The sequence below is a fragment of the Vibrio sp. Isolate32 genome, assembly GCF_022397955.1.
Classification (GTDB): domain Bacteria; phylum Pseudomonadota; class Gammaproteobacteria; order Enterobacterales; family Vibrionaceae; genus Vibrio.
Genome location: NZ_JAKEUQ010000030.1, coordinates 15,522 through 40,811 on the forward strand (window position 1 = coordinate 15,522; position 25,290 = coordinate 40,811).

17 protein-coding genes, 1 tRNA gene, 1 rRNA gene and 2 pseudogenes are annotated in these 25,290 nt (G+C 43.0%); 11 read left to right on the forward strand and 10 right to left on the reverse strand.

The window, feature by feature from the left end; all coding sequences use genetic code 11:
* The first annotated feature begins 4 nt into the window (after positions 1-4).
* Positions 5-166: a hypothetical protein gene (locus L1D11_RS18840; RefSeq protein ID WP_009846296.1), complete on the forward strand. Its 162-nt coding sequence runs from the start codon at positions 5-7 to the stop codon at positions 164-166.
* Between the two features lie 342 nt (positions 167-508).
* A complete protein-coding gene (gene grxB / locus L1D11_RS18845) occupies positions 509-1,141 on the forward strand; it encodes a glutaredoxin 2 (protein ID WP_146492704.1) in 633 nt (210 codons plus the stop codon).
* 199 nt (positions 1,142-1,340) lie between these two features.
* On the opposite strand, the gene L1D11_RS18850 is transcribed toward grxB, so the two are convergent.
* Both L1D11_RS18850 and L1D11_RS18855 read right to left on the reverse strand, forming a co-directional pair.
* On the reverse strand, positions 1,341-3,305 hold the full coding sequence (locus L1D11_RS18850) for a CHASE3 domain-containing protein (RefSeq protein ID WP_239833988.1): 1,965 nt from the start codon (positions 3,303-3,305) through the stop codon (positions 1,341-1,343).
* A gap of 267 nt (positions 3,306-3,572) precedes the next feature.
* A complete protein-coding gene (locus tag L1D11_RS18855; protein WP_086712509.1) occupies positions 3,573-4,406 on the reverse strand; it encodes a pyruvate, water dikinase regulatory protein in 834 nt (277 codons plus the stop codon).
* Positions 4,407-4,584: 178 nt separating this feature from the next.
* On the opposite strand from L1D11_RS18855, the gene ppsA reads away from it, so the two are divergent.
* From ppsA to L1D11_RS18885, 6 genes are all read left to right on the forward strand, one after another.
* Positions 4,585-6,957, forward strand: coding sequence for a phosphoenolpyruvate synthase (ppsA, locus tag L1D11_RS18860; protein ID WP_048661621.1), 2,373 nt, complete (start codon positions 4,585-4,587; stop codon positions 6,955-6,957).
* 210 nt (positions 6,958-7,167) lie between these two features.
* Entirely contained in the window at positions 7,168-8,502 is a 1,335-nt protein-coding gene (locus tag L1D11_RS18865; protein ID WP_239833649.1) for an MATE family efflux transporter, read from the forward strand.
* A 324-nt stretch (positions 8,503-8,826) separates the two neighbouring features.
* Positions 8,827-9,492, forward strand: coding sequence for a PAS domain-containing protein (locus tag L1D11_RS18870; protein WP_239833650.1), 666 nt, complete (start codon positions 8,827-8,829; stop codon positions 9,490-9,492).
* 24 nt (positions 9,493-9,516) lie between these two features.
* Positions 9,517-9,900, forward strand: coding sequence for a RidA family protein (locus L1D11_RS18875; protein ID WP_239833651.1), 384 nt, complete (start codon positions 9,517-9,519; stop codon positions 9,898-9,900).
* A gap of 37 nt (positions 9,901-9,937) precedes the next feature.
* Positions 9,938-11,344 carry a cation:dicarboxylase symporter family transporter gene (locus L1D11_RS18880; RefSeq protein ID WP_239833652.1) on the forward strand — a complete coding sequence of 469 codons (1,407 nt, stop codon included), beginning with the start codon at positions 9,938-9,940 and terminating at the stop codon, positions 11,342-11,344.
* 76 nt (positions 11,345-11,420) lie between these two features.
* Positions 11,421-12,743 carry a CoA-disulfide reductase gene (locus L1D11_RS18885; RefSeq protein WP_239833653.1) on the forward strand — a complete coding sequence of 441 codons (1,323 nt, stop codon included), beginning with the start codon at positions 11,421-11,423 and terminating at the stop codon, positions 12,741-12,743.
* A 1,490-nt stretch (positions 12,744-14,233) separates the two neighbouring features.
* Here the strand turns inward: L1D11_RS18885 and L1D11_RS18890 are convergent.
* Entirely contained in the window at positions 14,234-15,274 is a 1,041-nt protein-coding gene (locus L1D11_RS18890; RefSeq protein ID WP_065584846.1) for an AraC family transcriptional regulator, read from the reverse strand.
* A gap of 188 nt (positions 15,275-15,462) precedes the next feature.
* Between L1D11_RS18890 and L1D11_RS18895 the strand changes: the two genes are divergently transcribed.
* The 3 genes and pseudogenes from L1D11_RS18895 to L1D11_RS18905 all read left to right on the forward strand — a co-directional run bounded on the left by L1D11_RS18895 (position 15,463) and on the right by L1D11_RS18905 (position 17,387).
* On the forward strand, positions 15,463-15,798 hold the full coding sequence (locus tag L1D11_RS18895; protein WP_065584845.1) for a DUF805 domain-containing protein: 336 nt from the start codon (positions 15,463-15,465) through the stop codon (positions 15,796-15,798).
* Complete coding sequence (locus tag L1D11_RS18900) at positions 15,795-16,322, forward strand: hypothetical protein (protein WP_065584844.1); 528 nt, start codon at positions 15,795-15,797, stop codon at positions 16,320-16,322. The genes L1D11_RS18895 and L1D11_RS18900 overlap by 4 nt, the downstream gene beginning before the upstream one ends.
* A gap of 361 nt (positions 16,323-16,683) precedes the next feature.
* Positions 16,684-17,387, forward strand: a pseudogene (locus L1D11_RS18905) (IS5 family transposase).
* Between the two features lie 92 nt (positions 17,388-17,479).
* Here the strand turns inward: L1D11_RS18905 and L1D11_RS18910 are convergent.
* The 7 genes and pseudogenes from L1D11_RS18910 to rrf all read right to left on the reverse strand — a co-directional run bounded on the left by L1D11_RS18910 (position 17,480) and on the right by rrf (position 25,112).
* A complete protein-coding gene (locus L1D11_RS18910; protein WP_239833654.1) occupies positions 17,480-18,046 on the reverse strand; it encodes a LemA family protein in 567 nt (188 codons plus the stop codon).
* Positions 18,047-18,055: 9 nt separating this feature from the next.
* Complete coding sequence (locus L1D11_RS18915) at positions 18,056-19,198, reverse strand: DUF3137 domain-containing protein (RefSeq protein WP_239833655.1); 1,143 nt, start codon at positions 19,196-19,198, stop codon at positions 18,056-18,058.
* Positions 19,199-19,419: 221 nt separating this feature from the next.
* Positions 19,420-20,596: pseudogene (locus L1D11_RS18920) on the reverse strand (IS3 family transposase).
* A gap of 447 nt (positions 20,597-21,043) precedes the next feature.
* Positions 21,044-23,839, reverse strand: coding sequence for a hypothetical protein (locus L1D11_RS18925; RefSeq protein ID WP_239833656.1), 2,796 nt, complete (start codon positions 23,837-23,839; stop codon positions 21,044-21,046).
* Positions 23,840-24,030: 191 nt separating this feature from the next.
* Positions 24,031-24,735 carry a DUF6538 domain-containing protein gene (locus L1D11_RS18930; RefSeq protein WP_239833657.1) on the reverse strand — a complete coding sequence of 235 codons (705 nt, stop codon included), beginning with the start codon at positions 24,733-24,735 and terminating at the stop codon, positions 24,031-24,033.
* Positions 24,736-24,822: 87 nt separating this feature from the next.
* Positions 24,823-24,913, reverse strand: a tRNA-Ser gene (locus L1D11_RS18935).
* 83 nt (positions 24,914-24,996) lie between these two features.
* Positions 24,997-25,112: ribosomal RNA gene (rrf, locus tag L1D11_RS18940) — 5S ribosomal RNA — on the reverse strand.
* Between the last annotated feature and the right edge of the window lie 178 nt (positions 25,113-25,290).

The window sequence follows — 25,290 nt, forward strand, 5'->3', positions numbered from 1 at the left end:
TAAAGTGTTTTCAGTTGATGATCGCGTTGTAGCAACAAAAGGTGTTGAGCTAGGTGAAATGGTAGTAATTGGCCTAAGTGCTGGTGGCGGCTACGTTCACGTTACAACAGTAGAAGGCGCAATAATGACGCTTACTTACCCTGCAAAAGACCTTAAAAAAGCATAGTCTAACCGCTCCGCTCTTTTAGTAGTCACTCTGCTAAAGGTAACAAAATTGAGGCCTTGGCTGATTTCACTCTTCTGCATTAGAGTGAACAGCCAGAGCCTTTTTTATACCTACAATCCCTTACCAGCCTCCCATTAGTTTACTCATTGCAGTAAAACTAGCTCCAACAGACAATTGAATGAATCAAAGACTATTTGCATCAAGTACTTGTTGTTAATGCCTACAGTTTATTGGTGCTTAACGTTTATTGAGACTTAGCGTCTATTGAAGCTTAGTATTTGCAAGACTTTCTGGTACATTAGCATCATCTTATATTTGTAATTACCTGAACTAAAGGAAGCTATGAAGCTTTATATTTACGACCACTGCCCTTTCTGCGCACGAGTAGCCTACATCGCTCAATCTCTAGGCTTAAACATCGAACTTGTTTCTGTGGATTATGATGATGCCCAAACCCTTATCGATTTGATCGGCAAAAAGATGGTGCCTGTGTTACAAAAAGACGACGGTTCTATCATGGCAGAAAGCTTAGATATCATCGCGTACTTCTTGGATTTGAAATCAAGCGATGAGCAGCGTGTGCCATCAGAGCAAGTCACTCTGTTCCAAGCTCGCGCATTCCCGCTAACTCAACAGATTGGACGCCCACGCTGGTGTAACCTCGACTTGGCTGAATATCGCTCTCCAGGAGCCAAAGAAGCTTGGCGTGCCAGTAAAGAGACTGAAGGTTTTAACTTTCAAGAGCTCTTAGAAAAGACACCTCAGTTCGTTCAACTGATTAACCCATTACTGAAAGATGCCGAGCTCTTACTGGATCTAGAGAATGGTGAGTCATCACAGCCTCTTATCGACCAAGCAGTGTATTTCTCGATGCTTCGTGGCTTCTACGCAGAGGCGACAATAGAGTGGCCACATGACTTGAACCGCTGGATGGAGAACAAAAGCAAAGTGCTCGATATCAGCTTACTGCGTTAGTCGTCTCAGCTAAAGTGACATAGTAGCTTAGAGACTAAAGTACACGCTAGAAACAAGGCAGCCTCGATACAAACATGCATCAAGGCTGCTTTTTCCTTTCTGAAAGTGAGTGAAGTGAAGTCACCTCATATCATTGAGTAAATGCTGGATATTTCACTTCTTGTGCTGGTTTAAACACTCTAGCTCCTTCACGGTTTTCTCAGCTGACATTCTTCACTTTAAATTGACCAACAATGTTCTGAAGTTGTTCCGATAAGTTCACTAGTTCGTGGCTCGACTCTACCGTTTGTTCAGCACCCACAACGCTCTCTTTAGTAATACGGCTAACATTCACTACATTCTGATTAATCTGTTCTACCGTGACACTCTGCTCTTCTGAGGCACTGGCACTCTGCGTACTCATATCAGAGATACTATTAATGGAACGAGTAATAACATCAAAAGCTTGCCCTGATTTCTCAGCATTCTCTACACTCTTCTTGGCAATATCACTGCTTTTCTGCATGCTGTTCACTACATCTTTCGTCCCAAGCTGTAAGCGCTCAATTAAGCCTTGTATCTCAGAGGTCGAATCTTGTGTTCGTTGAGCAAGACTTCGCACTTCATCAGCGACAACAGCAAAGCCTTTTCCTTGCTCTCCCGCTCTCGCAGCCTCAATAGCTGCATTTAATGCAAGCAAGTTAGTTTGAGCGGCAATATCTAATATCACATCAAGAATACCGCCAATATTGGTGGCTTCACGGGAAAGATCTTCAAGACGATCCATCGTGCTTTCGATCTCAGACTCCAAAGAATTAATGCTCATCGTTGTCTCTTGCACTACGGTCAAACCTTGCATCGCTTCCTCACTCGCTTCACTTGCTGATTGAGCAGTATCAACAGCATTTCTTGCGACTTCTTGAACGGATATAGACATCTGGTTCATCGCAACAGCAACTTGATCTGTCATCAACATTTGCTCATTTGCACCGCTATTCGTAGTCACCGTAATATTGGTGAGCTGAGTTGATGAACTACTCAATCGTTCACTTGCAACCATCATGTTGCCAATGATTGTTTTTAAGCTTTCTGCGGTTGCTTTCAACGCGTTGGTTAACTCTCCAATTTCATTCTTCGCACCTTTTTCAATATTTACGGTGAGATCCCCTTTCGCTAGTTGCTTAGCGACACCGATAACGTAGTTTATCTGTGAGGTGATATTTCGAGAGATCAAAGCACCGAAACCGAAACAGAATACGACTGAAGATACACCACCAACAACGAGTACCATCAGAGCTAAATCGGAGGCTGAGCTTGCTGCCTCTTTTCTTTCAACCATGAGTACTTGCTCGACGTTAATGATTTCAGACACTTTATTACGCAAGCCATCCATATATTGCTTGCCCTGCTTTTTGGCAAGCTTAACGTAAAGTTCATCAATGGAACTAAATCGGTTGGATTCACGCACCAATGTAATCGCCCTCGATGCATAATCGTCAATCCATGATTGAATATCACGCGATAGTTGGCTATTCCCCATAGACGCTAGCTGCTTATCAACTTTCGATTTGCCTTGATGGTAAGGTTCTAAAAAAGCTTCTTCACGATTTAGCATAAATCCACGTAAACCTGTTTCCATGTTTACCATGTGATTAATAAGAGCCTCGCCATTTAGGTAACGCCCTGTAGCAATCTCAGCTCGCAGGTTATCCATTTTCTCTTTACCGACACCACTCGCGATCAATGCTTGGAGTTGGTTAACGTAAGCCTGTCCATCATGGATACTCTTACGTAAAACAATAACTTCTTGAGCATACTTCTGCCACTCCATAGCTGCTCGATTTACTTCATCAAATCGTTGTTGTTGAGCAGGATTGTCACTAGTGAGCATTTTTACTGTCGATAAGCTCTCTTCAAAAGCCTGCTTACCTGCATGGTAAGGTTCTAGATACTCTTCCTGGCCACCGATCGCATAACCTCGCAAGCCTGTCTCTTGGTCGACCATCGAATTAACTAAGCGATTGGATTGATCAATCACCTGGTAGGTATGCGTAACCATTGCATCGGTACTATTCAACGTTTTAATCGAATTCCACACGACGACGCACAGCGTAACTAAAATGCTGACCGTGATGACATTACCGAAAAGTAACCTACTGCGAATAGTAAGCTCTGATATATTCATAAACTGTTTTCCCTAACCTGTTGATGAACTGACGTATGTATTTGTAATAATTATCGGTTATTTAGTTAACCGTTCTCTAAACAATAGGTACACATCCGGTAAATAGGCAAAGAAATAAGCTATTTTTTCATAAGTATTTTAGGGGAAAGAGCTAACAACGAGAGAGGGAAGGTTGGATATAGCAGATATGAATAACAGAAAAAGCGACTTCACTGCTCCTTGTAACAGGCGCAATGAAATCACAATTTAGGTATCGTCGATAACACGCTAAAGCAGCCGGCGTCTCAAGCCAGTTCGCTCTAAGATTCGCGTTGAAATTTCTTCAACCGATAATGAAGACGTGTTGATGTAAGGTATCGCTTCTCGGCGGAACATCGCCTCTACTGTTTGTAGCTCATACAAACATTGCGAATCACTCGCGTATTCACTGCCCGCTAAACGGTTCTCACGGATCTCAGTCAGCCTTTCGGCATCAATGGTTAAACCGAACAGCTTGTGTCGGTAAATCTCAAACTCAGGCAGTAGCTTCAAGCGCGCTAAATCATCATGGATGAATGGGTAGTTCGCTACACGTAGACCAAACTGCATCGCCATATACAAGCTTGTCGGCGTCTTACCGCTTCGAGAAACACCCAACAAGATGATGTCGGCTTCTTCCAACCCTTTCAGCGTGATGCCATCATCGTGGGCAAGTGTGTACTCAATCGCAGCAATACGGTCGAAATACTTCACCGAGTCCTTATTTACACTGCGTGAGCGTTGCAGTTTAGGCACCGGAGCCATCTGAATGTCATCCTGTACTTTCTGCACGATGCTTTCCAACACGTCATAACAGTGCGCTGGCGCTTGAAGCAATTTCGCTTTGATGTCAGGTATCACAATCGAAAAGAACACTAACGGTTCTAACCCGGTATCACGATACGAAATTTCAATCTCTTTTAATAAATCAGAAAGTTTGTCCTCACTTTCCACAAACGGGAAGGTTTTTTCATTGGCTTTGAAAGGGAATTGACCTAGAACAACATGCCCTAAAGTCTCACATGTTATGGCCGTTCCATCAGAAACATAGAATACATCACGACTTTGAATATCAATTTGCATTTTTTATTTAATGTTTAAAATTATTTTGAGTAGGATGGGAACCATAATATATATAACGAAACCCTGCTGACTATTACGTCCCCCACAGCTTTTAAAAATAATTTACATTTTTTTAAACTGACACGTAATCGTTTGCCTTTAAATCCCTACAATGCTTGCTATGTTTCTGGAGAAATAAATGCAAAATAATACCCTATGGTTCAATGGCCTATCCATGGAAGATGTCGACAAAGTCGGCGGTAAGAACGCCTCACTGGGCGAGATGGTTTCTAACCTGTCCAATGCTGGTGTTTCTGTACCTAATGGTTTTGCTACCACTTCGTATGCGTTTAACGACTTTCTTGATTACAAAGGTCTAGATGAGCGCATCCACCAACTACTTGATGAACTTGATGTTGAAGACGTTGACGCACTGCGTAAGACAGGTGCAACGATTCGACAATGGGTTCTAGATGCCCCCTTCCCAGAATCACTAGAGCAAGACATCCGTGATAACTACCGCGAGCTGATTGAAGACAACGAAGAATTGTCTGTAGCTGTGCGTTCATCTGCAACCGCAGAAGACCTTCCAGACGCTTCTTTCGCAGGCCAGCAAGAGACCTTCCTTAACGTGAAAGGCATCGACGCTGTACTAGAAGCAACCAAGCACGTTTATGCGTCGCTATTTAACGACCGCGCTATCTCTTACCGCGTACACCAAGGCTTTGATCACCGCGGCATTTCATTGTCTGCAGGTATCCAACGCATGGTTCGCTCAGACAAAGCCTCTTCTGGTGTGATGTTTACGCTTGATACTGAGTCTGGCTTCGACCAAGTAGTGTTCATCACTTCTTCTTGGGGTCTAGGTGAAATGGTTGTACAGGGCGCTGTGAACCCAGATGAGTTCTACGTTCATAAGCCAATGCTAGAAGCGGGTCACTACCCTATCGTTAAGAAGACGTTTGGTTCTAAGTTGATCAAGATGATCTACTCAACCAACCAAGAGATCGGCAAGCAAGTTGATATTATCGACACCGATACTCAAGAGCGTAACGAGTTCTCGCTGAACGATGAAGAGATCAAAGAACTAGCAAAACAAGCGATGATCATCGAGAAGCACTACCAACGTCCGATGGATATTGAGTGGGCAAAAGATGGTATCGACGGCAAGCTTTACATCGTTCAAGCTCGCCCAGAGACGGTATGTTCTCAAAGCGACCAAAACGTTATCGAGCGTTACGAGCTAAACAACAAGGCCGATGTCTTAGTTGAAGGCCGTGCTATCGGTCAACGTATCGGTTCTGGCCCTGTTCGTTTGGTTGACTCACTGGACCAAATGTCACTGGTTCAAGAAGGCGATGTGCTGGTAACAGACATGACAGACCCAGACTGGGAACCTGTAATGAAGAAAGCCTCTGCGATTGTCACTAACCGTGGCGGCCGTACTTGTCACGCAGCAATCATCGCGCGTGAGCTCGGTATTCCTGCAATCGTTGGCTGTGGTACAGCGACAAGCAACCTAAACGATGGTGACACCGTGACAGTGTCATGTTCTGAAGGTGAAACTGGCTACGTTTACCAAGGTGAACTCGACTTTGAAATCAAGCGTTCTGAGGTTGATGAGCTACCAATGCTGCCAACCAAAGTAATGATGAACGTGGGTAACCCAGATCGCGCCTTCGACTTCGCACAGATTCCAAACGAAGGTGTTGGCCTTGCTCGATTAGAGTTCATCATCAACAAGATGATCGGTATTCACCCGAAAGCCCTATTAAACTTCGATGCACAAACTGACGAGCTAAAAGCGGAAATCAGCGAACGTATTCGTGGGTACAAAGATCCTATCGACTTCTACGTAAGCAAACTGACCGAAGGCATCGCGACTATCGCTTCTGCATTCTGGCCTAAACGTGTGATCGTACGTATGTCTGACTTTAAGTCGAACGAGTACAGCAACCTAGTCGGTGGCAAAACGTTTGAACCGCATGAAGAGAACCCAATGCTGGGCTTCCGTGGCGCATCTCGTTACATCTCACCAGTATTCGAAGACTGTTTCGAGCTAGAGACTCAAGCGATCAAACGTGTTCGCAACGAAATGGGTCTTAAGAACGTTGAAATCATGATTCCATTCGTGCGCACACCAAGTGAAGCAGCTTCGGTTATCGACATTCTGGCTAAGTTCGATCTTCGCCGTGGTGACCAAGGTCTGAAAGTCATCATGATGTGCGAGCTGCCATCAAATGCGATTTTGGCTGAAGAGTTCTTGAAGTACTTCGATGGATTCTCTATCGGCTCGAACGATATGACTCAGCTAACGCTTGGTCTAGACCGTGACTCTGGTGATGTTGCTCACCTATTCGATGAGCGTAACCCAGCTGTGAAAGCGATGCTGAAAATGGCGATCGATGCTGCAACCAAAGCAGGTAAGTACGTGGGCATTTGTGGTCAAGGCCCATCTGACCATGATGACCTAGCAGAGTGGTTAATGGAACAAGGCATCAGCTCTGTATCCCTAAACCCAGACACGGTTATCGATACATGGTTGAAGCTAGGTAACGTTGCGAATAAGTAACGCTTAGTGCTCAAAATCTATTTAACGAAAAATAGAATCAACAAAGCCAGTCATTGCGACTGGCTTTTTGTTAACCGAAAGCCAACAAAGATAATCTACCTATCACATCAAACATTGGTATCGAGCTAACCTTACGCTATGCTTTACGCAATTCTTCATTGAGATAATTGTCACCACGACAAACCTACCTTCAAGAACAATATGAGTGTTATGAATTCTACGACCGCAACTCCCTCGCCTTCGCTTGGCCGACAACTCTATACCATGACGTGGCCAATGCTGTTTGGGGTGCTTTCTCTCATGAGCTTCCAACTTGTAGACAGTGCCTTCATTGGTCAGCTAGGTGTACTACCGCTCGCTGTTCAAGGTTTCACGCTACCTATTCAGATGATAATCATCGGAATTCAGGTCGGGTTAGGCATCGCGACCACAGCAGTCATTGCGCGTGCAATTGGTGCTAACGAAATACGCTACGCTAAGCAGCTAGGTGGGCTTGTGATCGCAATGGGAAGTGTAAGTGTCGCACTTTTTTCGGTCATCATTTATCTGCTTCGCGGCCCAATTTTAGAACTACTCGATGCTCCAGCAAGCGTATTGCCGATCATCGACTCTTACTGGATCTATTGGTTGGTGAGCTCTTGGACCGGAGCTCTGCTCTACTTTTTCTACAGTGTGTGCCGCGCCAATGGCAATACCATGCTGCCCGGTTCGATGATGATCGCCACCAGCATCATCAACTTGATATTGGACCCGATTTTCATCTTCACGCTAGACATGGGCATCAACGGAGCCGCTATTGCGACCATCTTGGCGTTCGGTGCGGGTACCTTTATCGTTGCTCCTAAGGTGACTAAGAAGCATTGGATGACGTTCGATTGGCACGATCTTGATATCGGCAAGAGCGTTTGCTCCATCGGTAACATCATGGGGCCAGCAATGATCAGTCAACTGCTACCGCCAGTCTCTTCGATGCTCGCCACCAAACTGCTTGCTGGCTACGGCACAGCAGCCGTTGCGGCTTGGGCGCTAGGTTCACGTTTTGAATTCTTCTCTATTGTGGCTGTACTAGCACTGACGATGTCGATGCCACCTATGATTGGTCGAATGTTAGGAGAGAAAAACCTAGAAAACATGCGCAAGCTCGTCAAGATTGCCGTGATGTTCGTATTAGGGTTCCAATTAGTGATCGCACTAGTAACTTGGGTATTCTCTGGCGGGTTGGCAAATCTCATGACTAGCGAAGACGAAGTCTCAACCATATTGAACTATCACTTGCTTATCGTTCCTATTAGCTTAGGGCCTTTGGGTATCTGTATGTTGATGGTTTCTATATCTAATGCTCTTGGCAAGTCTTATACTGCCTTGACGATATCAGCACTGCGCCTTTTTGCTTTCTTCTTACCATGTTTATGGGTTGGTTCGCAGCTTGCTGGCATTGAAGGCCTATTCTGGGGTGCCATGGTAGGCAATATACTTGCCGGCACCTGTGCATGGTTTATGTACCAGCGAGCACTTGGACAAGTCGAGGCTAAGCTAGCCAAATAGGTAATTTAACAGCTAAAGCGTTACGAACGAAAAAGCAGCCAATTTTTAAGTGCCCTCTAAAACTTATCCTAGATCATAAAAACATTCAATAACGCAACCTTTGGTTTTAAATATGTAAACCTTGATGAAGTTTGGGAAATTAAACCTGATTTACCTATTTTGAGTGATCATGTTCAAATGTCATTCGTGATTTACATCTAAAACTTACGATTTGTGGATATTTTGATCGCCAACCTCAGGTTTACAGAAGTTTACCGCACATTGCAAATATACCACCAAAGGAGTAGATTCCAGTCGTAAAGTTTAAAAATGTAAACCAAAATCATGAATGTAAAACAAGTTCGATTCACCGATGAAGACAGAGAATGTTTAAGCAATTACTTCCGCTTGGCGGATACGATTGCCGACTTGATTGGCCCTTACTGTGAGGTGGTCATCCATTCCTTTGAAAGCTTAGACAACTCTGTAGTGAAGATCGTCAATGGTCATCATACCGGTCGTGAAATCGGCTCACCTATCACAGATTTAGGTTTACGTATGTGGAGCACATTCGAGAAAACTGGCGAAGTTTCTCCAAAAAGCTACTTCACCAATGCAGCAGACGGTTCCCTACTGAAATCGACCACCTGTGTACTAGCTGGTCCACAAAAAAAGCCGATCGGCATGCTGTGTATCAACATGAACTTGTCTTTCCCATTCCCAGAAATCGTCAAAACACTGATGCCGCAGTGCAATGTACCTCAGACCATTGTCAGCGAGACATTCAGCAACAATGCGAATGACGTCATTCAACAAGCATTGAGCTCAGCCATTAACGAGGTTGACCAAGATGAGTCGGTTTCCTGCAAAGGTCGCAATAAAGCCATCACCCGTTACTTATTTGATAACGGAGTCTTTGAGCTAAAAGAGACGACGACACAAGTATCAGAACAACTTGGGATCAGCCGTCAGGCGGTTTACAAGTTTATCCGTGAATTTAAATCAGAATAAAACCAATAATTTAGGAGTTACATCGTGAAAAAAATCATTGTTACTAAACAAGCACCAGCAGCTATCGGGCCCTACTCACAAGGTACGTCTTACGGCGAAATGGTTTATACCTCAGGTCAACTACCTCTTATTCCAGAAACCATGCAGTTTGTTGAGGGCGGTATTAAAGAGCAAGCTCGCCAGTCTCTTGAAAATTTGAGAGCTGTTTTAGAAGCAAGCGGAGCTGGGCTAGACACTGTATTGAAGACAACCTGCTTCCTTTCAGACATGGAGAACTTCATTGCGTTTAACGAAGTGTACACGGAAGTATTTCGCACGGAGAACGCACCTGCTCGTTCGTGTGTAGAAGCAGCAAGACTACCAAAAGACGCACTGGTTGAAGTTGAAGCCATCGCATACAAAAAATAACCGACTTAGGTATTAATGGGTATCATAGGAGATTCTCATGAGCGTTTCATTTATTGGATTAAGCATACTGTTCTTTGTGTTCTACGCACTGTTGTCGAACTTCAAAAAACAAAAGAAAAGTTTTAACTTCCGCGTACTAAGTGCGCTTGCAGCCGGCTTGCTGTTCGGTGGTGCAATTCAACTGGTTTTCGGTGTCGGCAACGCGGCAACAGCAGGCTTCGCTGAGCTAATTTCAGTGTTCGGTAAAGGTTACATCAAACTTCTACAAATGATCGTTATCCCGCTAGTATTCGTGGCGATGATCTCTTCGATCATGAACGTTGAAGGGGGCGGCGCACTATCTCGTATCGCACCAAAAATCATCGGTATTCTACTTTTCACTTGTGCAATCTCAGCAGCCGTTGGTATCGCGAGTATTTACCTATTTGGTATCGATGCAAACGCGCTAGTCAGCACAATCGGCACAAACAGTGCAATTGAAGCACGCGGTGATTCATTGGTAGCAACACAAGATGCAATGGCGAGTAGTGGTCTGTCTGGTATGGCACTGTCTATCATCCCAACCAACATCTTTGACATGCTAACAGGCTCTCAACGTACCTCGACACTATCGACAGTATTGTTCGGTATGTTCCTTGGTTACTGCATCCTACAAGTGAAAAACCGTAAGCCTGAGAAAGTTCAAAACTTCGTTGATTTCATCAACTCTGCAAAAGAAGTTGTACTGTCAATGGTACGTGAAATCTTGAAGCTAACGCCTTATGGTGTATTTGCTCTGATGACAACGTTCATGATGACCAACGACCTTTTCGCACTCGCTGAAATGGGCCGCTTCTTGCTAGCGAGCTACGTGGCAATCGGCGTTATGTTTGGCATCCACTTCGTGATGGTGTCAATGTTTGGCCTGTCTCCTGCTAAGTTCATGAAGAAAATCTGGCCTGTATTGGTATTCGGCTTTGGCTCTCGCTCAAGTATGGCGGCTATCCCACTAAACGTTGAAACACAAACTCAACGCCTAGGTGTAGACGAAGAAACAGCAAACATGTCAGCGACATTCGGTACCAGTATTGGTCAGAACGGTTGTGCGGGCATCTACCCAGCAATGTTAGCCATCATGGCGGCACAAGTAATGGGTATGCCAGTTGACCTAGGCTTCATCCTACAACTGATTGCTGTTATCGCGATTGCTTCATTCGGTATCGCTGGTGTTGGTGGCGGTGCAACATTCGCAGCGGTAGCTGTACTAACCATCATGGGTCTAGACATCACAGTAGTAGCAATTCTAGTGTCTATCGAAGCTCTGATTGACATGGCGCGTACCGCGCTCAACATCTCAGGCTCAATGTTGTCTGGTGTTCTAACAGCTAAGAAGAACGGCTCACTGAACACAGAACAATACAATGCTGATGTAGCTGAGACAGTTTCAAAAGAAGCAGCAGTATAATCCCCACGTTTAATTAAGAGCACTCCCATGGGTGCTCTTCTGTTTTTCCTGAGTTCAGGTTATTTAGGTAATAAATATGAAAGTTGTTGTTATAGGCGGTAGCGCCGCTGGTATGAGTTTCGCAGCCAAGTACAAACGTAATCAGCCATCAGACGAAGTCATTGTTCTAGATAAGCGCAGTTACATCTCATTTGGAGCATGTGGTTTACCCTACTTTGCGGGTGGCATGTTTGACGACACGGAACGCATGATTTCTCGTACGCCAGAACAAGCGATTAAATCTGGCTTAGACGTTCGTGTTGAAACAGAGATGGTCGCACTAGACCGCATTCAAAAGCAGATTAAAGTCCGTCATAAAGGCAAAGAGAGCATCATCGATTACGATATGATGGTTATTGCTACAGGCGCGCGTCCAATCGTTCCTTCGTTCGGTGAATACAACTTAGAACACGTATATACACTGACAAGCATGGAAGATGGCTTAGCAGTAAAAGAAGCTTTGAAAGACAGTGACAAACAACGAGTGTGCGTAATTGGCGCTGGTTTTATAGGTCTAGAAGTATTTGACGCAGCACATGGCCTTGGTAAACACGTAACCATCATAGAACGTGAACAGCACATAATGAGCCGCCAGTTCAGCCCAGAGATCATTGAAGTAGTTGAAGGGGCAATTAGAGAGTCAGGTGCAGACCTTAATACAGGGTGCAGCGTTTCTACAATTCGCGATGCAGAGCAAGGCGGTTACATCGTAGAAACCGATAACGGCAACGTAGAAGCTGATGTCGTGATCCTGTCACTCGGCTTCAAACCAAACACAGAAGTATTCGAACTACCAAAAGCTTCAAATGGTGCATTGCTAGTGAATGAATATGGCGCAACTGAAGATGCTTACATCCATGCAGTAGGTGACTGTTCCGTTGTCCATCATATGGCACTAGGCAAATCCGTTTATGTTCCTCTTGCAACCACAGCCAACAAGCAAGCGCGTATGATGGCGGACAAGCTAGCAGGTAAAGATACTTACATGTCAGGCTTCTTAGGTTCATCTTGCTTGAAAGTGCTCGATTACGAACTGGCATGTACTGGCGTGAATGAACTTCTGGCGAAAGAACATAACTTAGATGTGAAAGTATCAACAATTTCAGACAAGAACCAAACCGACTACTATCCAGGTCAAGAAGACATAAAAGTGAAGCTGGTTTACCACCCAGAAACCAATGTACTGCTTGGTGGAGAAATCGTTGGTAAGAAAGGAGCTGTGGGCAGAATCAACGCATTAGCTGTTGCCATCACGGCGAAAATGACCACTCAGCAGTTAGGCTATATGGACTTCTGCTACGCCCCACCATTCGCTCGTACGTGGGATGCTTTAAACGTAGCCGGCAACGTAGCAAAATAAGCAATGTCTAATTAGCTACATTCAAAAATACTAAAGCAGAACCTAAACACTCTGCTTTTGAATACCTAAACTCTATGGAAGCAAAAGTAGAATCAGATAACGACGTATCTAATGTATTTGAGCTTTCTTTTACCAAATTCAAAACGAAAAAAAGCCCGCTGATTTCTCAGCGGGGCTTTCTAATGGTGGTGGAGGGATAGGGATTTGAACCCTAGAAACTCCGATATTCATTCGTTAAATAACCTGATATCAATAACTTAATCATAACGCAGACTAAACTTGCTAATGATTGACTAACTAAATTGACTATAGTTAGCGATTCGTAAATCCGTCAAGTAACGCTTCTAAAATATCCTATATACGTTCACTTTAGACTAAAATCACTCCCCCTCACAGGCTGCGTTTTCACTAACCAAAACCTGAGAAAATTCCCCCAAAATTCTCAACTATTCCATCAAGTTAATCAAAGCAATTCTCGATATTTTGTTTCTAGTCAGCAGTCTTCCCCATAGCTACTCCTGTACGTCATACAATCACATATAACCGCACATATAACCGCAAGCCAGCGTAACAAATTTTTGTCGGATAGGCGGCACCTGTTGCCAGGTGCCTCCCTCCTCAGAACCGTACGTGCAACTTTCACTGCATACGGCTCAAGCCTCCACAAAGGCACCGTTAAGCACCCAGTAAATAAATTACCTTTGCGATACACACTTAAAGCTTTAAAACTACCCAATGGTCACTCAGTGAATAAGAAACCACGGTTCGTTGTCAGAAGACGCACTAATTTCATTCGAAATCATCATTTGCTTTTCTTCTTTAATAAAGTTCTTCAAGCTATCTCGCAACGGGAGACCAGCTAGAAGTCAGCTCGCTTTCGCGCCAGATATAAACCTGTATCCCCTTCATTAAAAAGGGACATTCGCTTTCTCTAGCCTCCTTTACCTGCATACCTATCGGCAACCCTCACAGGTCGCTTTCCCATAGGGAGGTATACAGGCTTACCCTGTTCCGTATGTTGCGTAAAAATGTCAACTTAGATGCCCACTATAGTGCGAAGAGTACGCTGATCACGAAAGAGTAATGTCCAATCTCTTTCCGACTCTCATTGCCATTTTGGCTACAGCGTATTAACCACTTCCGCTGCTTCATCGTATAACGCACCTTACATGGATTCACATTACATTCATCATATTGACTCCCTAGCACTCACTCGAGCTGTGGTTTTCAGGAGGAACATCTTCTCACGATTCCGTTCCCACTCAGCTAACGACTGAGTTTCGTTACATTGTCGGTTCCGCTGCTTTATTCAGGAACCTAGGGTCATCTGGTGATACAGATGGTTCACTCTTGTCGTGGTGAACAACGCTTCATACGACTTCAGGTCGCACGGACATTTCCAAGTTAGCGAACCTGCTAATTTAGCAAATTATGAATTACTTCATGTACGGCAAAGTTGGCTCTTAGATATTCAATATTAATAGTGAATCTTACTTAGACTGTTGAGCTTTACTTTTACGGTATTCACTTGGGGTCATTCCCACGACTCTTGAAAACTCACGATTAAAGTTAGACTTGGTCTGAAAACCAGAATTCATGAATATTTGCGTAATAGTATCTTGTGACAAATCCAAGGAGTGCTTGGCATGTTCTATGCGATACCCATTTATGATCTTAGAAATATTCTTTTCGTGTACCTGATTAACTGCAATTGAAATTTGTTTTGCTGGTATGCCTAACTTTCGTGTCAGTTTTGAAAGGGTTAGCTCAGGGTCTAAGTAAAGTCTGTCTTGTCGGATTTTGGAGTCTAACAGAGAAGTGATCTCGTGAGCCCTCTCACTGGTCATTACCTGGGAACTGCTTGTCTCGTCATTGTGACTGATTTGTTTAGATTTTAACTCATCTGAAACAGGCGTATTAATACCCACGACAACTACAGCTATCGATAACACGGGTAGAAGAGTCAAATGTGCCGCAGTAATGATGTACAGTGAAAATCCACCTTGATTAAAAGTAAAATCTAACGACATGAGCGTGTCTACACACGCTGAAAATATCAGCATCCATCCCGCAATATTCTCCGCTTTCTTTACTCCTTCCCAATTCCCTAACGAGACATTAATCAGTGCTGTTTCTCTTGACGAAAAGCGAATTAGTGCCACTCCATAGCAAGCGTAAATTAAAGTAAGTAGTACATCTAATGGAAGTGCCAACCAAGGTTGAGATACAGCGCTAATTACGACGAATAATGGCGCAACAAAATGCTTAATAGGCAAGGTGCCTAAATCACGATTGGCATGTGCAAACGCATACCACGCAGCAACAGGAATTATGGAGGCCAGAATAGGTTGCGCGATGCTGAAAATGCTAAATCCAAATGTCCAGCGTAAACCAACCATTGCGGTCGTCATAGCACATAATCCTAAAAACATGCTAGCGACTTTACCCTGCTGGGAAAGCTTGGCATAAAGTGATATCGCTAGTAGTCCAAGTAACATGGAAACAACGAACGGGACGGGTATCGCAAGCATAGCAAGTCCTAGATGGATAAATGAGTTCTCACTTTCAGTGAATATCAAGGATAACTCTATGAAATACAATTGAAAACGCAATATAGACCAAAACAGGTTTAAGAACGACCTAAAACCTGTTTTGAGACGTACACACCACTTGTTCCGAGGCAAAATATCACCATCAGTCAAATATTGAGGTGGCATTTATGAAATACTATTTTTTAGCTTGGAAGCGAAGTTTAGACTTTTCTGGTTGTTCGTCCCGTAAAGAATGTTGGATGTTTCTTTTAGTACACACATTAGTAGCGATGGGATGCATTGCGGCAGATATTGCTATGAATATGACAACATGGTTCGACACGATTTATAGCGTTGTAAGTTTCATCCCTATGCTTTCAGTAATTGTTCGTAGACTGCACGATATCAACAAATCAAGTTATTGGGTACTGGTCTTTTTCATACCGATAGTAGGACCGTTTTGGTTAATATCTTTGTTAGCTCAATCGACCAATACTAACTTCGACGTGGAGGCTTCAGCATGAAAAAAGTAGCCATTCTACATCTGTTTTTATCGGTCTTTGTTTCAACATCTAGCTGGGCCGAAACTATATCTCCCACAGGTGGTTTTGGAACTCTGTCTGTCGACAACATGACTCAAGGACAACTCCTTTGGCTTAACGGTCGAATAGGAGATGCAATCTACTCATTTACTCTTCAAGATGGAAAGGAGTGCACTTTAAAGGTACCAGTTGCTGTCGGTCGTATCTCTGAGCCAGATTTTGGTATCAGTGAAACTGAAGGTCTAGCCATCGTCGTTATGAGCCAACGCCTCAATGACGCTCTTCTTCAAGGAAAGCGAATAAATAGTGAAGAATGGCGTTTCACCACTAAAGCGTATGATGAAAATATCGACGGGTTGATTATCAATGGAATTAGCTTTGAGGAGGGCTTCGTTTTAAACTCGAAGCGAAAATGGATTTCTTGGTTTCTAAGAGATGAGCAAAACGTTGTTTGTCATTCATCTAAATCGAGTGACTTAATAGGAGAGCCTTTCGCGAGTCAATGAAGGAAATGGGGTCATTGCCACACATTATTTTTTGTAAATCAAAACTAGCTAATTATCTGTGACGTGTTTGGAAGCGTAACAAACTTCGTGGCATTTTCGAGCTAGAAAATGCCACGGGTAAAAACTCAACCAGTGAAGGTTTTGGACATAAATAACTTAGATTAATAGCTCTAATTCATTCCCTTTTGATTACTATTTTGACCGAAAAGAGCAACTAGTTGATCTTTAATCAAATAAAAATGCATAGCAATTCAAAAGGCAGGTATAAACCTTGCCTTTGTTATTTACTTATAACAGCCGTCAGCTAGAACCTCTGCTTGTTCTAACACAAGCTTGATGGCTTCCTCTGTAACTCCAAGTTATGAAAAGTACAGGTCGCATTTACGATAAAACTGAACATCGAATGACATTTGAAGGAATACTTTATCGAATGAGAACAGGTATTCCTTGGCGAGATCTACCCTCTGAGTTCGGATCACCGTTTACAGACGATTTAATCTTTGGTCAAAGAAAGGGGTTTTAGGTAATATTTTCAGTAGGTTATCTAGAGTGGCTGATTTTGAATGGGTCTTTCTTGATGGCTCTATAGTTCGAGCGCATCAGCATAGTATAGGTGCAGCCACTGAAAGCTAAGAGCAAATAGGAAAAAGTCGCGGGGGCAACTCAACCAAAATTCACTTAGCTGTTGATAGTGGTGGCCTACCGATTTGCTTTGATTTATCAGAAGGCCAACGCCACGATATAGTGCATGCCAAAAGCTTAGTTGAACAACTCGATGAAGTTAATACCATCGTTTGTGATAAAGGATATGACAGCGAACCTTTCCGTACTTTTGTTAAGGAACGCGGGGGAGAAACGGTAATTGCTAAACGCAATTACGTGCAAGATATAGACAAAATCAGTATGGATTGGTGCCTATACAAGTATCGTCACCTGGTTGAAAATGCCTTTGCGAGAATTAATAGTTATCGAGCTATTTCAAGTAGATATGACAAGCTAGAAAGAAATTATGCCAGCATGTTAGCGCTGGCATTCATGTTAATGTGGCTACCGATGTATTGTTGAATATGAAATGTACAGCAAAGATCAACACGCCCTAGCAACTAAGCAAACGCAACTATCAAGACCTGACCCTCGGGCATTGCTTTATTTTGGCATTAGAAATTTGGCTTATACTCGAAGCTCTCTTCTGCCGCACTATCTTTGAAGCTTGCAACAATGGCCTTGTTAGCGGTACAGCCATTAACCACGTTGGTTGGGAAGCTTTCGATCGTAGTGTTGAAGATGCTTACGTTTTGGTTAAATACGCGTAGCGCGGCACCTACGTGCTCTTCTTGGTTGACGATTTCATCCATCATCTTTGAGAAGCTCTCAGAAGAACGCATTTCAGGGTAGCTCTCTGAAACCACTTGTAGGTTTTTAATCAGCGCGCTTGATGCCTTAGAAAGCTCTTCACATTGACTTGGGTCGATGTTGTCGCTGCTGATCTTGGCAACGGATGATCTTAGCTCGGTGATCTTGCTCAGTAGGCTAGACTCATGGATTTTGTGTTCCTCCAGCATTTTTTGTAGCTCTGGCAGGATCTTAAGCTTCTGGCGCTCGGTTACTGTGACATCATCCCAAGACTGGATCACAGTGCGGTGATGGCTGATGATTTTATTATACGAAGAGACAATAAAAGCAATGATAAAAATAACAGCGAAAATGATAAAAAACTGTTCCATGATGGTTCCTTATTTATACAGTGGGGTAATTTGGTCAAGCAAAGTAAAGAATGATGAAAACTCAGTCTTTTCAATCAGCTCTTTTTTAAATTTGTTAGTGTCTCTTAGGTTTGATCCCATTTCATCGATCATCTTGTGTCGCGATTGATGGATGAGCAACATATTCTTTTTGTTTATTTCAAAGGTTAGGTTACCTAAGTCGTCAGCCAGCTCTTCAATAAACAGCATTAGCTTCGGAGTCAGTACCCGAGCGATGGCAATTTTATCTACCCCTTCGGTATAGAAGCATTTTTCAAAGTTAATGGACGATGTTTTATATTCGATATATTCATTGCGTGCAGATTGGTCAGCATTCGAGCTGCGGCTTTGACTGATGATCATTGGGCTGGCATCAGTAAAGCAAGGCACGATAATCCCCCAGCGGTAACCAGTTGAGTAGGTTCGCTCGATGGTTTGTTTTTTACCGTGGCCTTTTTTACGCACCGTCTCTTTGGTGTGGGCTGTTCGAATGATTTTGCAATCGCTAAGGTTGGTGTCTTTGTACTTTTCGAGCGAGAAACAATCATCCACATAGTTGCGATAATTACAGCGCTTAAAATCTAAGAAGCCCTGGTTCGCACTGGTTTTTTGCATGCCATGGCGAAGCTCAATGGTGCGAACGTAGACCTTGCGGCTCAGCTTAGCTTGCAGCTGGTTAATGTTTTTGATTAACCCTTCGAAAATTTCCCTGCGCTTAGATTGGTACAGCTTACCAATGGCAAACAGCACAATCGACGCGATCATAACTACAGTATTAAGGGTTTCGGTGTCTTGGTACCGACGGAACACCTCAATCTTGGCGTAAAAGTAGCTGGCTAAGATCACGACTAATAAGCCCCAAGAAACCAGCATCACCTTTTTAAGGATATTGACCGAGGCCGACATATCGCTCGACCAAAATAGGTTGGTGTGATTGTCGTTAATGCAGTCAACTTCAGCGTAGACCTCATCCGTACTTTGCGCGTTGTCGAGTTTTTCCATGGACTCTTCCATAAAACTCACCTTGCTGTGGTAAAGGTCATCCTTTAGCTTTGCTTTGGCTTCTTCTGTTCTTACGAAGGGATACAGCAATATTGTCTCTAACTTTATTTGAGACGCGTCTTTTTCGCTCATTATTATTCTCGGGCGTGGTTATTGTGCCTTCCCAATAGGAAGGTGGCAGATTATAGCGCACACTAGCATAATTGTAAGTGTTTGTTAAGGCTCTGGATTTTTTAATCCGAACCAGCAGTTTTGGACACTGAGTTAAGTGAGTACAGTCATTAATGAGGTGAACCATGACAAGCAAGAAGAAACGTATTATCCATTCTCCTGAATTTAAAGCAGTGTAGTGGTCAACTAAAATTGGCCACGGTTTTAGAGTTTTCCCAATATAATCGTTCTGATTCATTGGGAGTAGACCTCCGTTATACTGATGTGGCCTGAGTTGGCAGTAATATCCAATGATGTAGCGAGTGATCTCTTGTTGAGCCTCAGCAAAGCTACGATAACCCACCGTTGGCACCCATTCCGTTTTCAGACTTCTAAAGAAGCTCTCCATTGGCGCATTATCCCAGCAGTTTCCTCGACGAGATAAACTCTGTTTGATTTGAAAGCGCCACAGTAGTTGGCGGTATTTAAGACTGGTATAGTGACTACCTTGATCGCTATGGAACATGACACCTTTTGGCTTGCCGCGAGACTCATAAGCCATCGACAAAGCTTTGCCTGTTAACCGACTATCAGGTGATAAAGACATCGACCAACCAATCGCTTTACGAGCAAAAATATCGATAACAACCGCTAAATACATCCACCGATTACCCGTCCAAATATACGTCACATCGCCAACCCATACTTCATTTGGGGCGGTAACAGCAAACTGACGACCTAAGTGATTTGGAACTTCAATATGCTCTTGTGAAGCTTTTCGGTAACGATGTTTGGGCTCTTGGCAACTCACTAAACCAAGCGTTCTCATCAGTTTTTTCGCTCGGTAACGACTCAGTTTTACGCCCTGATTTGTGACTATATCTGCAATGGTTCTCGCTCCCGCAGAGCCATTACTTGCAGCGTGAGCCTCACTGACCAAGCTGCGCAATTTTACTATTTCAGCATTAATTACCGTTGTGCGTTTAAGCCAATAGTGATAACTACTTCGATGAACATTGAAGACTTCGCATAATGTTTTTACGCTGTAGCTCTGCTTGAGTTTCTTGATTATCAAGAATTGTTCAGTGAGTCCGACATCAACAGAGCCGTGGCTTTTTTTAATATTTCATTATGCTCTTCAAGGCGAGCCAGCTTCTTTTTTAATTCCCGAATTTCTCTTTGCTCAGGAGTCATAGGTGAAGCTTTCGGTGCTTTCCCTTAGCGTTCTTCTCTAAGCTGGCGAACCCATTTATCCATCGTAGATTTACCTACATTCATGGCTTGAGCAGCTTCAGCTACGGAGTAGTTTTGATCTAGCACTAACTGTGCCGCTTCCAGTTTGAATTCGGCACTAAACAGTCGTCTTGTACGTTTTGTCATAATGTCACCTATTAACTTATGAGGTGATGATATCACCTCTAACTAAGTGACCAAATTCACTATGCCACTACAACGACAGAACCGCTTGGTGATCACAGTTTGCCAAGAACGGCGTCAACACGCCTTTAGACAATTATCATTTTCGGAAAGTAGAACATTAGTAAATCATGAATAACTAAAAGTATGGCAAATAGATCGACCTACCCCAGGAAGTTACTGGTTGAACAATGCAATCTTACAACTTGCTGTCAGCATGACATGGCGTGCGTGTGAATGAGTTGACCGATCTAGCTGAGAGGCATTTGACAATAAGGATAATGGCAAAGGTAAATCAGAGGATAAGTGACGGTAGAAGAGAGAGAAAATAGCTAACTGATAGATAAGGTTACTATGGTAATCTGGGAACCATTCGTGGTTCCCATTTTTACTTAAAGCGTCTTATATTGATTAATTTGGAATCACTGCCCCTAATGTTTCTAAGTAAGGGGAGGCTATATCTAAAGCTGGTGCAAACAGGTAAACCTCCTCGCCAGCCAATGAGTTTGAATATTCAACAGTATAAGTAATCGCTGAGTCATCTGTAGACTCGCAATACTCAGTTATGGGATCACTTTCTTGACCATTAGCGACAAGAGTAAAAGGTTTATAATAAGCCATAAAACTACAATCTAAATAAGATGACTCACCGACAACCTCAAAGCTAACAGCAACTTTTTCTCCTTCTACAACTTTAGAGACGTGGATCTCTCCCTTCACATAACCTTTATTTTCAGGATCTGCGACAAAAGACTCGAATATTGAACTTTCCTGTTTAGCAATTCTATTATTTGCTTGTTGCGCAGTTTTATAGATTGTAGCTGTATCGAAGTAGTTAACGTTGCTAAGTAGGTGCTGAGTAGCCATCGCCGAGTCGCTCTCTTCATTTTTTGCGCGTAATGTCCATACTTCTTCTGCTCCGAGACCCATATATGGATATTCGATATGTACTTCCCCATCAATAAATGAGTAAGTTCCCACTTCTGTGTAAACGCTATTTGCTAGATTCTCTTCGCAGTACTTGCTTCCACTTCTTGGCATGTATATAGAATAAACTCCATCTGCAAATTGGTAAGCTAGGCATGTGTAAGACGGCGGCACATAAACAATTCCATCATCAAAAGCATCCATGTACGCTACGGCATAAAATACATCATTATCAAACCACTCTGTCGCATCAATTTTTCCGATATCTTCCAACTCCGGTAACGGTTTATCTGCTTCTAATAAGTTGAATTCATATCGCTCATCAACCCAACGAAGAACATTACTACCATATAAGGAGTCGTTCGCTGATATAAAAATTGAGCGAGGACCTATAGCATTTACCTCGCTTGGTGTTCCTTCAATTCTCAGCTGTTTACTCGAATCAATAGTTATAGATAAACCCTCAACTTGAGTCGAGGCTTTATAAGTTACTGGTGTACCTTCTGGGTCAATAAATAAGTTATTCAAGTCAACACTATCAACAAAATAACTGCCTTGCTTAATCACCCAATTACTTATTTCTTGAGTTACTAAACTATCAACTGACGGATTTAAAACTGGCTTCAGATCTACCGCCTTTTTAACATTCACATCGAAACTAAGATCTGAACGAGACCCAACACGGTCTTCTGCAGCCAAGGTTACAACAAACACTCCCTTGCTCGAAGGTGCTCCTTTTACGGTTAACTCACCCTGTGAACTACTTATTTCTAAGCCTTTATGTTCAGAAGATGTAACCCAAACTTGACTCAAGTCTTCATCGATAAATAAGTCCTCAATATTTGTATTAGCTAATGTATATTCACCTTTCTGTAATGATAATCTAGCAAACCACTTTTTGAGTTGAGTCACTTTATGAGGAACAACTACAGGAGGTTTGTTCACCAGCGTTTCAGAAATAGAAAAACCTACTAACGCAGGGAGGCTATCATCAAAGCTATCGTTTGCAACTATTGAGATAGTCTGCGCACCGGCATTGGCAGGAACGCCTTTAATTGTAAGGATCTTATTACGAATATTCGCTACCAAATTAGGATCTAATGTACCTGTACTTACTCTAAAACTGAGCAAATCACCATCATCGTCTCCGAATAACTCATTTACATCATAAGTAAAGTCAATCGTTTCATTTACTGAAAAATGTTGACCCTCTAAAAGCAAGTTCAATGCTGTTAAAGACTCTTCTCTTACCACTGGAATTGCGTTTGCTTGCCTATCTCGTACTTCCCAGTCAAACTGAATAGGGTAAGACTTTGCTCCTTTAGAGTCTTGAGCATAAACTAGCACAGAGTAGCGGCCCGTAGATGCCGGAGTGCCAGTAAGCATGTAACCCTGAGTTATTTCTAAACCATTCGTACCATTATGTTCCAACAACTCAACAGTATAGATTAGATCTGCGGAGTCATCGTCTGGGTCAGAGAATAGGTTACTGAGGTCAATTTCATGAAACTCATCGCCGAGCAAAGTTGTAATACTTGCAATATTACTCTCTTCGCTAATAGCTGGGCGGTAGTTTAAGACAGGATCAACAAGCACTTCTCCGTTATTATTTAACGTAATATGAGGGGCCGTACTTGGAAGAAAATCTACGTTGTTATCAAGAACAAGATCAGAGATAGTTTCACTAATGCCCGCTATTAATTGCTGCTTTTGACTATAAGTATATTCATGATTGTCAATTAGGGCTTCTCCAATCACCAAGAGTGCATCAGCGACATCGTTCGTCTGTTGAAGGTAGTCCCCCAGTAATAAAGACTCTTTAACCTCGATCGCCCCTAAATGACTTTTTAGCTCCAATAACGCCTGGTCGCGTTCTAAACCGTTTTCAACAGCTATTTCCACAAAATCTGTAAACGGTGAAACAACGCTGCTATTATTTGCTCTAAGAGTAAATGCCTCTGTAACAACACCTCGGCTCATGTCCTGAGTCATCTGTGGAATAGTCTTCACACACAATGGTCCAGCTACATCCTGATACGAAGATGCGAGAAATTCACCATGCTCATTTGTTTCGCCAAGAAACGTTTCACAACCTAAACCCTTGTAAATATATGCTTTATTTAGATAGCCATCCAATGCTGTCACTTTTGTGTGGGGGGTGTCAGGAGTGGTTTGAGAACTAGGGGTGTCGGGAGTGGTTGGAGAACTAGGGGAGTCAGAACCACCACATGCCGTTAAAGCAAGGCTTAAACTGAAAGCTAATACTGTGCGTTTATACATTAATATTCCTTTGAATATCACATTAATTTATACAAACGCAAAAAAATAACACTCCGCATATGAAATAGCAATAATATGTAGAGCATTTGATCTAAACGATTTTGGGGCGTGCGACATGAGGACGTATGCAGCGCTGTCCATCGCGTTAAGAATGGACCATCTGTATCACCAGGTGAACCTAGGAGTCTGAATTAAGTAGCGGCTCTGAGTGTTGAAAGCTGACTCTCTGACCACCTTGAGCGCTGCTTATCAGCTTTTATAGACTTCTTGAAAGTCGCTTTGATATCTGCAGACACGTTTCTTTCAATCAAAGACATGGTCGCACACCAACGTATAAATTGACTCAGCGCGGCGTAGTAATCTTTACAGCTTTTTGCTGAAAGACTAGAGCTATTGAGAGTCTTAATGTACTCCATCAGTGCCATCGCAGTTATTGTTGATAAACCAGATGGCGTAGTGCTCTCAAAGAAAAAGGTAATGCGCTGTTTCAACTGATGGACAGTCAATGCACTGACCCCTTGAACCCCTTTGAACTCTAGAAAGTGTTCTAACGCTTCACTCCAATGCTTTTCTTCACTCAAACGCTTAGAAGTATGACTTATGGAAGTTATACAACCTAAATGTAAGCGATCGTCCTGCTTTTGTGATTGTAAGTTCAGGTGGTGGGACAAAATGCCTTTTAGATGCAACTGAAACTCTGAAAAGCACAGAGAATCTGTAGTACGAAAGGCCTCTTTGACAGCACTGACAAGGCTTAAGCCAATGACTTTAGCTAGCTTAGGGTCTTTTGTTCGAAGGCTAATTTTCAGATCGAATGGGAATCCCAACGCTTTCAACTGTGCTGGAGTACAAATCCGTGCGTAATAGACGCCGTGGGGAGATTTTTGTATATACATTGACTTACCTCGTTGTTTCGAAGCAAATTCAAGTCTTACAGATACAAAAAAAGCCTTTGATAATCAAAGGCTTTTTTTGATGAATAGTGGTGGAGGGATAGGGATTTGAACCCTAGAACCGCTATTAACGGTTGCCGGTTTTCAAGACCGGTGCTTTCGACCACTCAGCCATCCCTCCAACAAATTGTTACTAAAATCAGTCTTACTTGTGTGCTGTTTCTAGTTTTGCTTTCAGTTTTTAAAACTGAAAACGTAAGGTAAGCCTGGCGATGTCCTACTCTCACATGGGGAAGCCCCACACTACCATCGGCGCTATTGTGTTTCACTTCTGAGTTCGGCATGGAATCAGGTGGGTCCACAATGCTATGGTCGCCAAGCAAAATTTTGCTTTTACTTCCAGTTTTAAACACTGAAGGCAAAATAATCTGGAAAGCTGTTTTTCGTTCTCTTCAAACGCATTCAAGGTCTGTCTTTCTATTGAGTCCACAAAACCCCTTGGGTGTTGTATGGTTAAGCCTCACGGGCAATTAGTACAGGTTAGCTCAATGCCTCGCA

What these genes read in the sequence shown, in the direction of transcription:
- L1D11_RS18870 (WP_239833650.1), top strand. Translation starts at nt 8,827, where the DNA reads ATGAATGTAAAACAAGTTCGATTCACCGATGAAGACAGAGAATGTTTA.
- L1D11_RS18850 (WP_239833988.1), bottom strand. Translation starts at nt 3,305, where the DNA reads ATGAATATATCAGAGCTTACTATTCGCAGTAGGTTACTTTTCGGTAAT.
- L1D11_RS18930 (WP_239833657.1), bottom strand. Translation starts at nt 24,735, where the DNA reads ATGTATATACAAAAATCTCCCCACGGCGTCTATTACGCACGGATTTGT.
- L1D11_RS18880 (WP_239833652.1), top strand. Translation starts at nt 9,938, where the DNA reads ATGAGCGTTTCATTTATTGGATTAAGCATACTGTTCTTTGTGTTCTAC.
- grxB (WP_146492704.1), top strand. Translation starts at nt 509, where the DNA reads ATGAAGCTTTATATTTACGACCACTGCCCTTTCTGCGCACGAGTAGCC.
- L1D11_RS18915 (WP_239833655.1), bottom strand. Translation starts at nt 19,198, where the DNA reads ATGAGCGAAAAAGACGCGTCTCAAATAAAGTTAGAGACAATATTGCTG.
- L1D11_RS18925 (WP_239833656.1), bottom strand. Translation starts at nt 23,839, where the DNA reads ATGTATAAACGCACAGTATTAGCTTTCAGTTTAAGCCTTGCTTTAACG.
- L1D11_RS18865 (WP_239833649.1), top strand. Translation starts at nt 7,168, where the DNA reads ATGAATTCTACGACCGCAACTCCCTCGCCTTCGCTTGGCCGACAACTC.
- L1D11_RS18895 (WP_065584845.1), top strand. Translation starts at nt 15,463, where the DNA reads ATGAAATACTATTTTTTAGCTTGGAAGCGAAGTTTAGACTTTTCTGGT.
- ppsA (WP_048661621.1), top strand. Translation starts at nt 4,585, where the DNA reads ATGCAAAATAATACCCTATGGTTCAATGGCCTATCCATGGAAGATGTC.
- L1D11_RS18910 (WP_239833654.1), bottom strand. Translation starts at nt 18,046, where the DNA reads ATGGAACAGTTTTTTATCATTTTCGCTGTTATTTTTATCATTGCTTTT.
- L1D11_RS18855 (WP_086712509.1), bottom strand. Translation starts at nt 4,406, where the DNA reads ATGCAAATTGATATTCAAAGTCGTGATGTATTCTATGTTTCTGATGGA.
- L1D11_RS18900 (WP_065584844.1), top strand. Translation starts at nt 15,795, where the DNA reads ATGAAAAAAGTAGCCATTCTACATCTGTTTTTATCGGTCTTTGTTTCA.
- L1D11_RS18885 (WP_239833653.1), top strand. Translation starts at nt 11,421, where the DNA reads ATGAAAGTTGTTGTTATAGGCGGTAGCGCCGCTGGTATGAGTTTCGCA.
- L1D11_RS18890 (WP_065584846.1), bottom strand. Translation starts at nt 15,274, where the DNA reads ATGCTTGCGATACCCGTCCCGTTCGTTGTTTCCATGTTACTTGGACTA.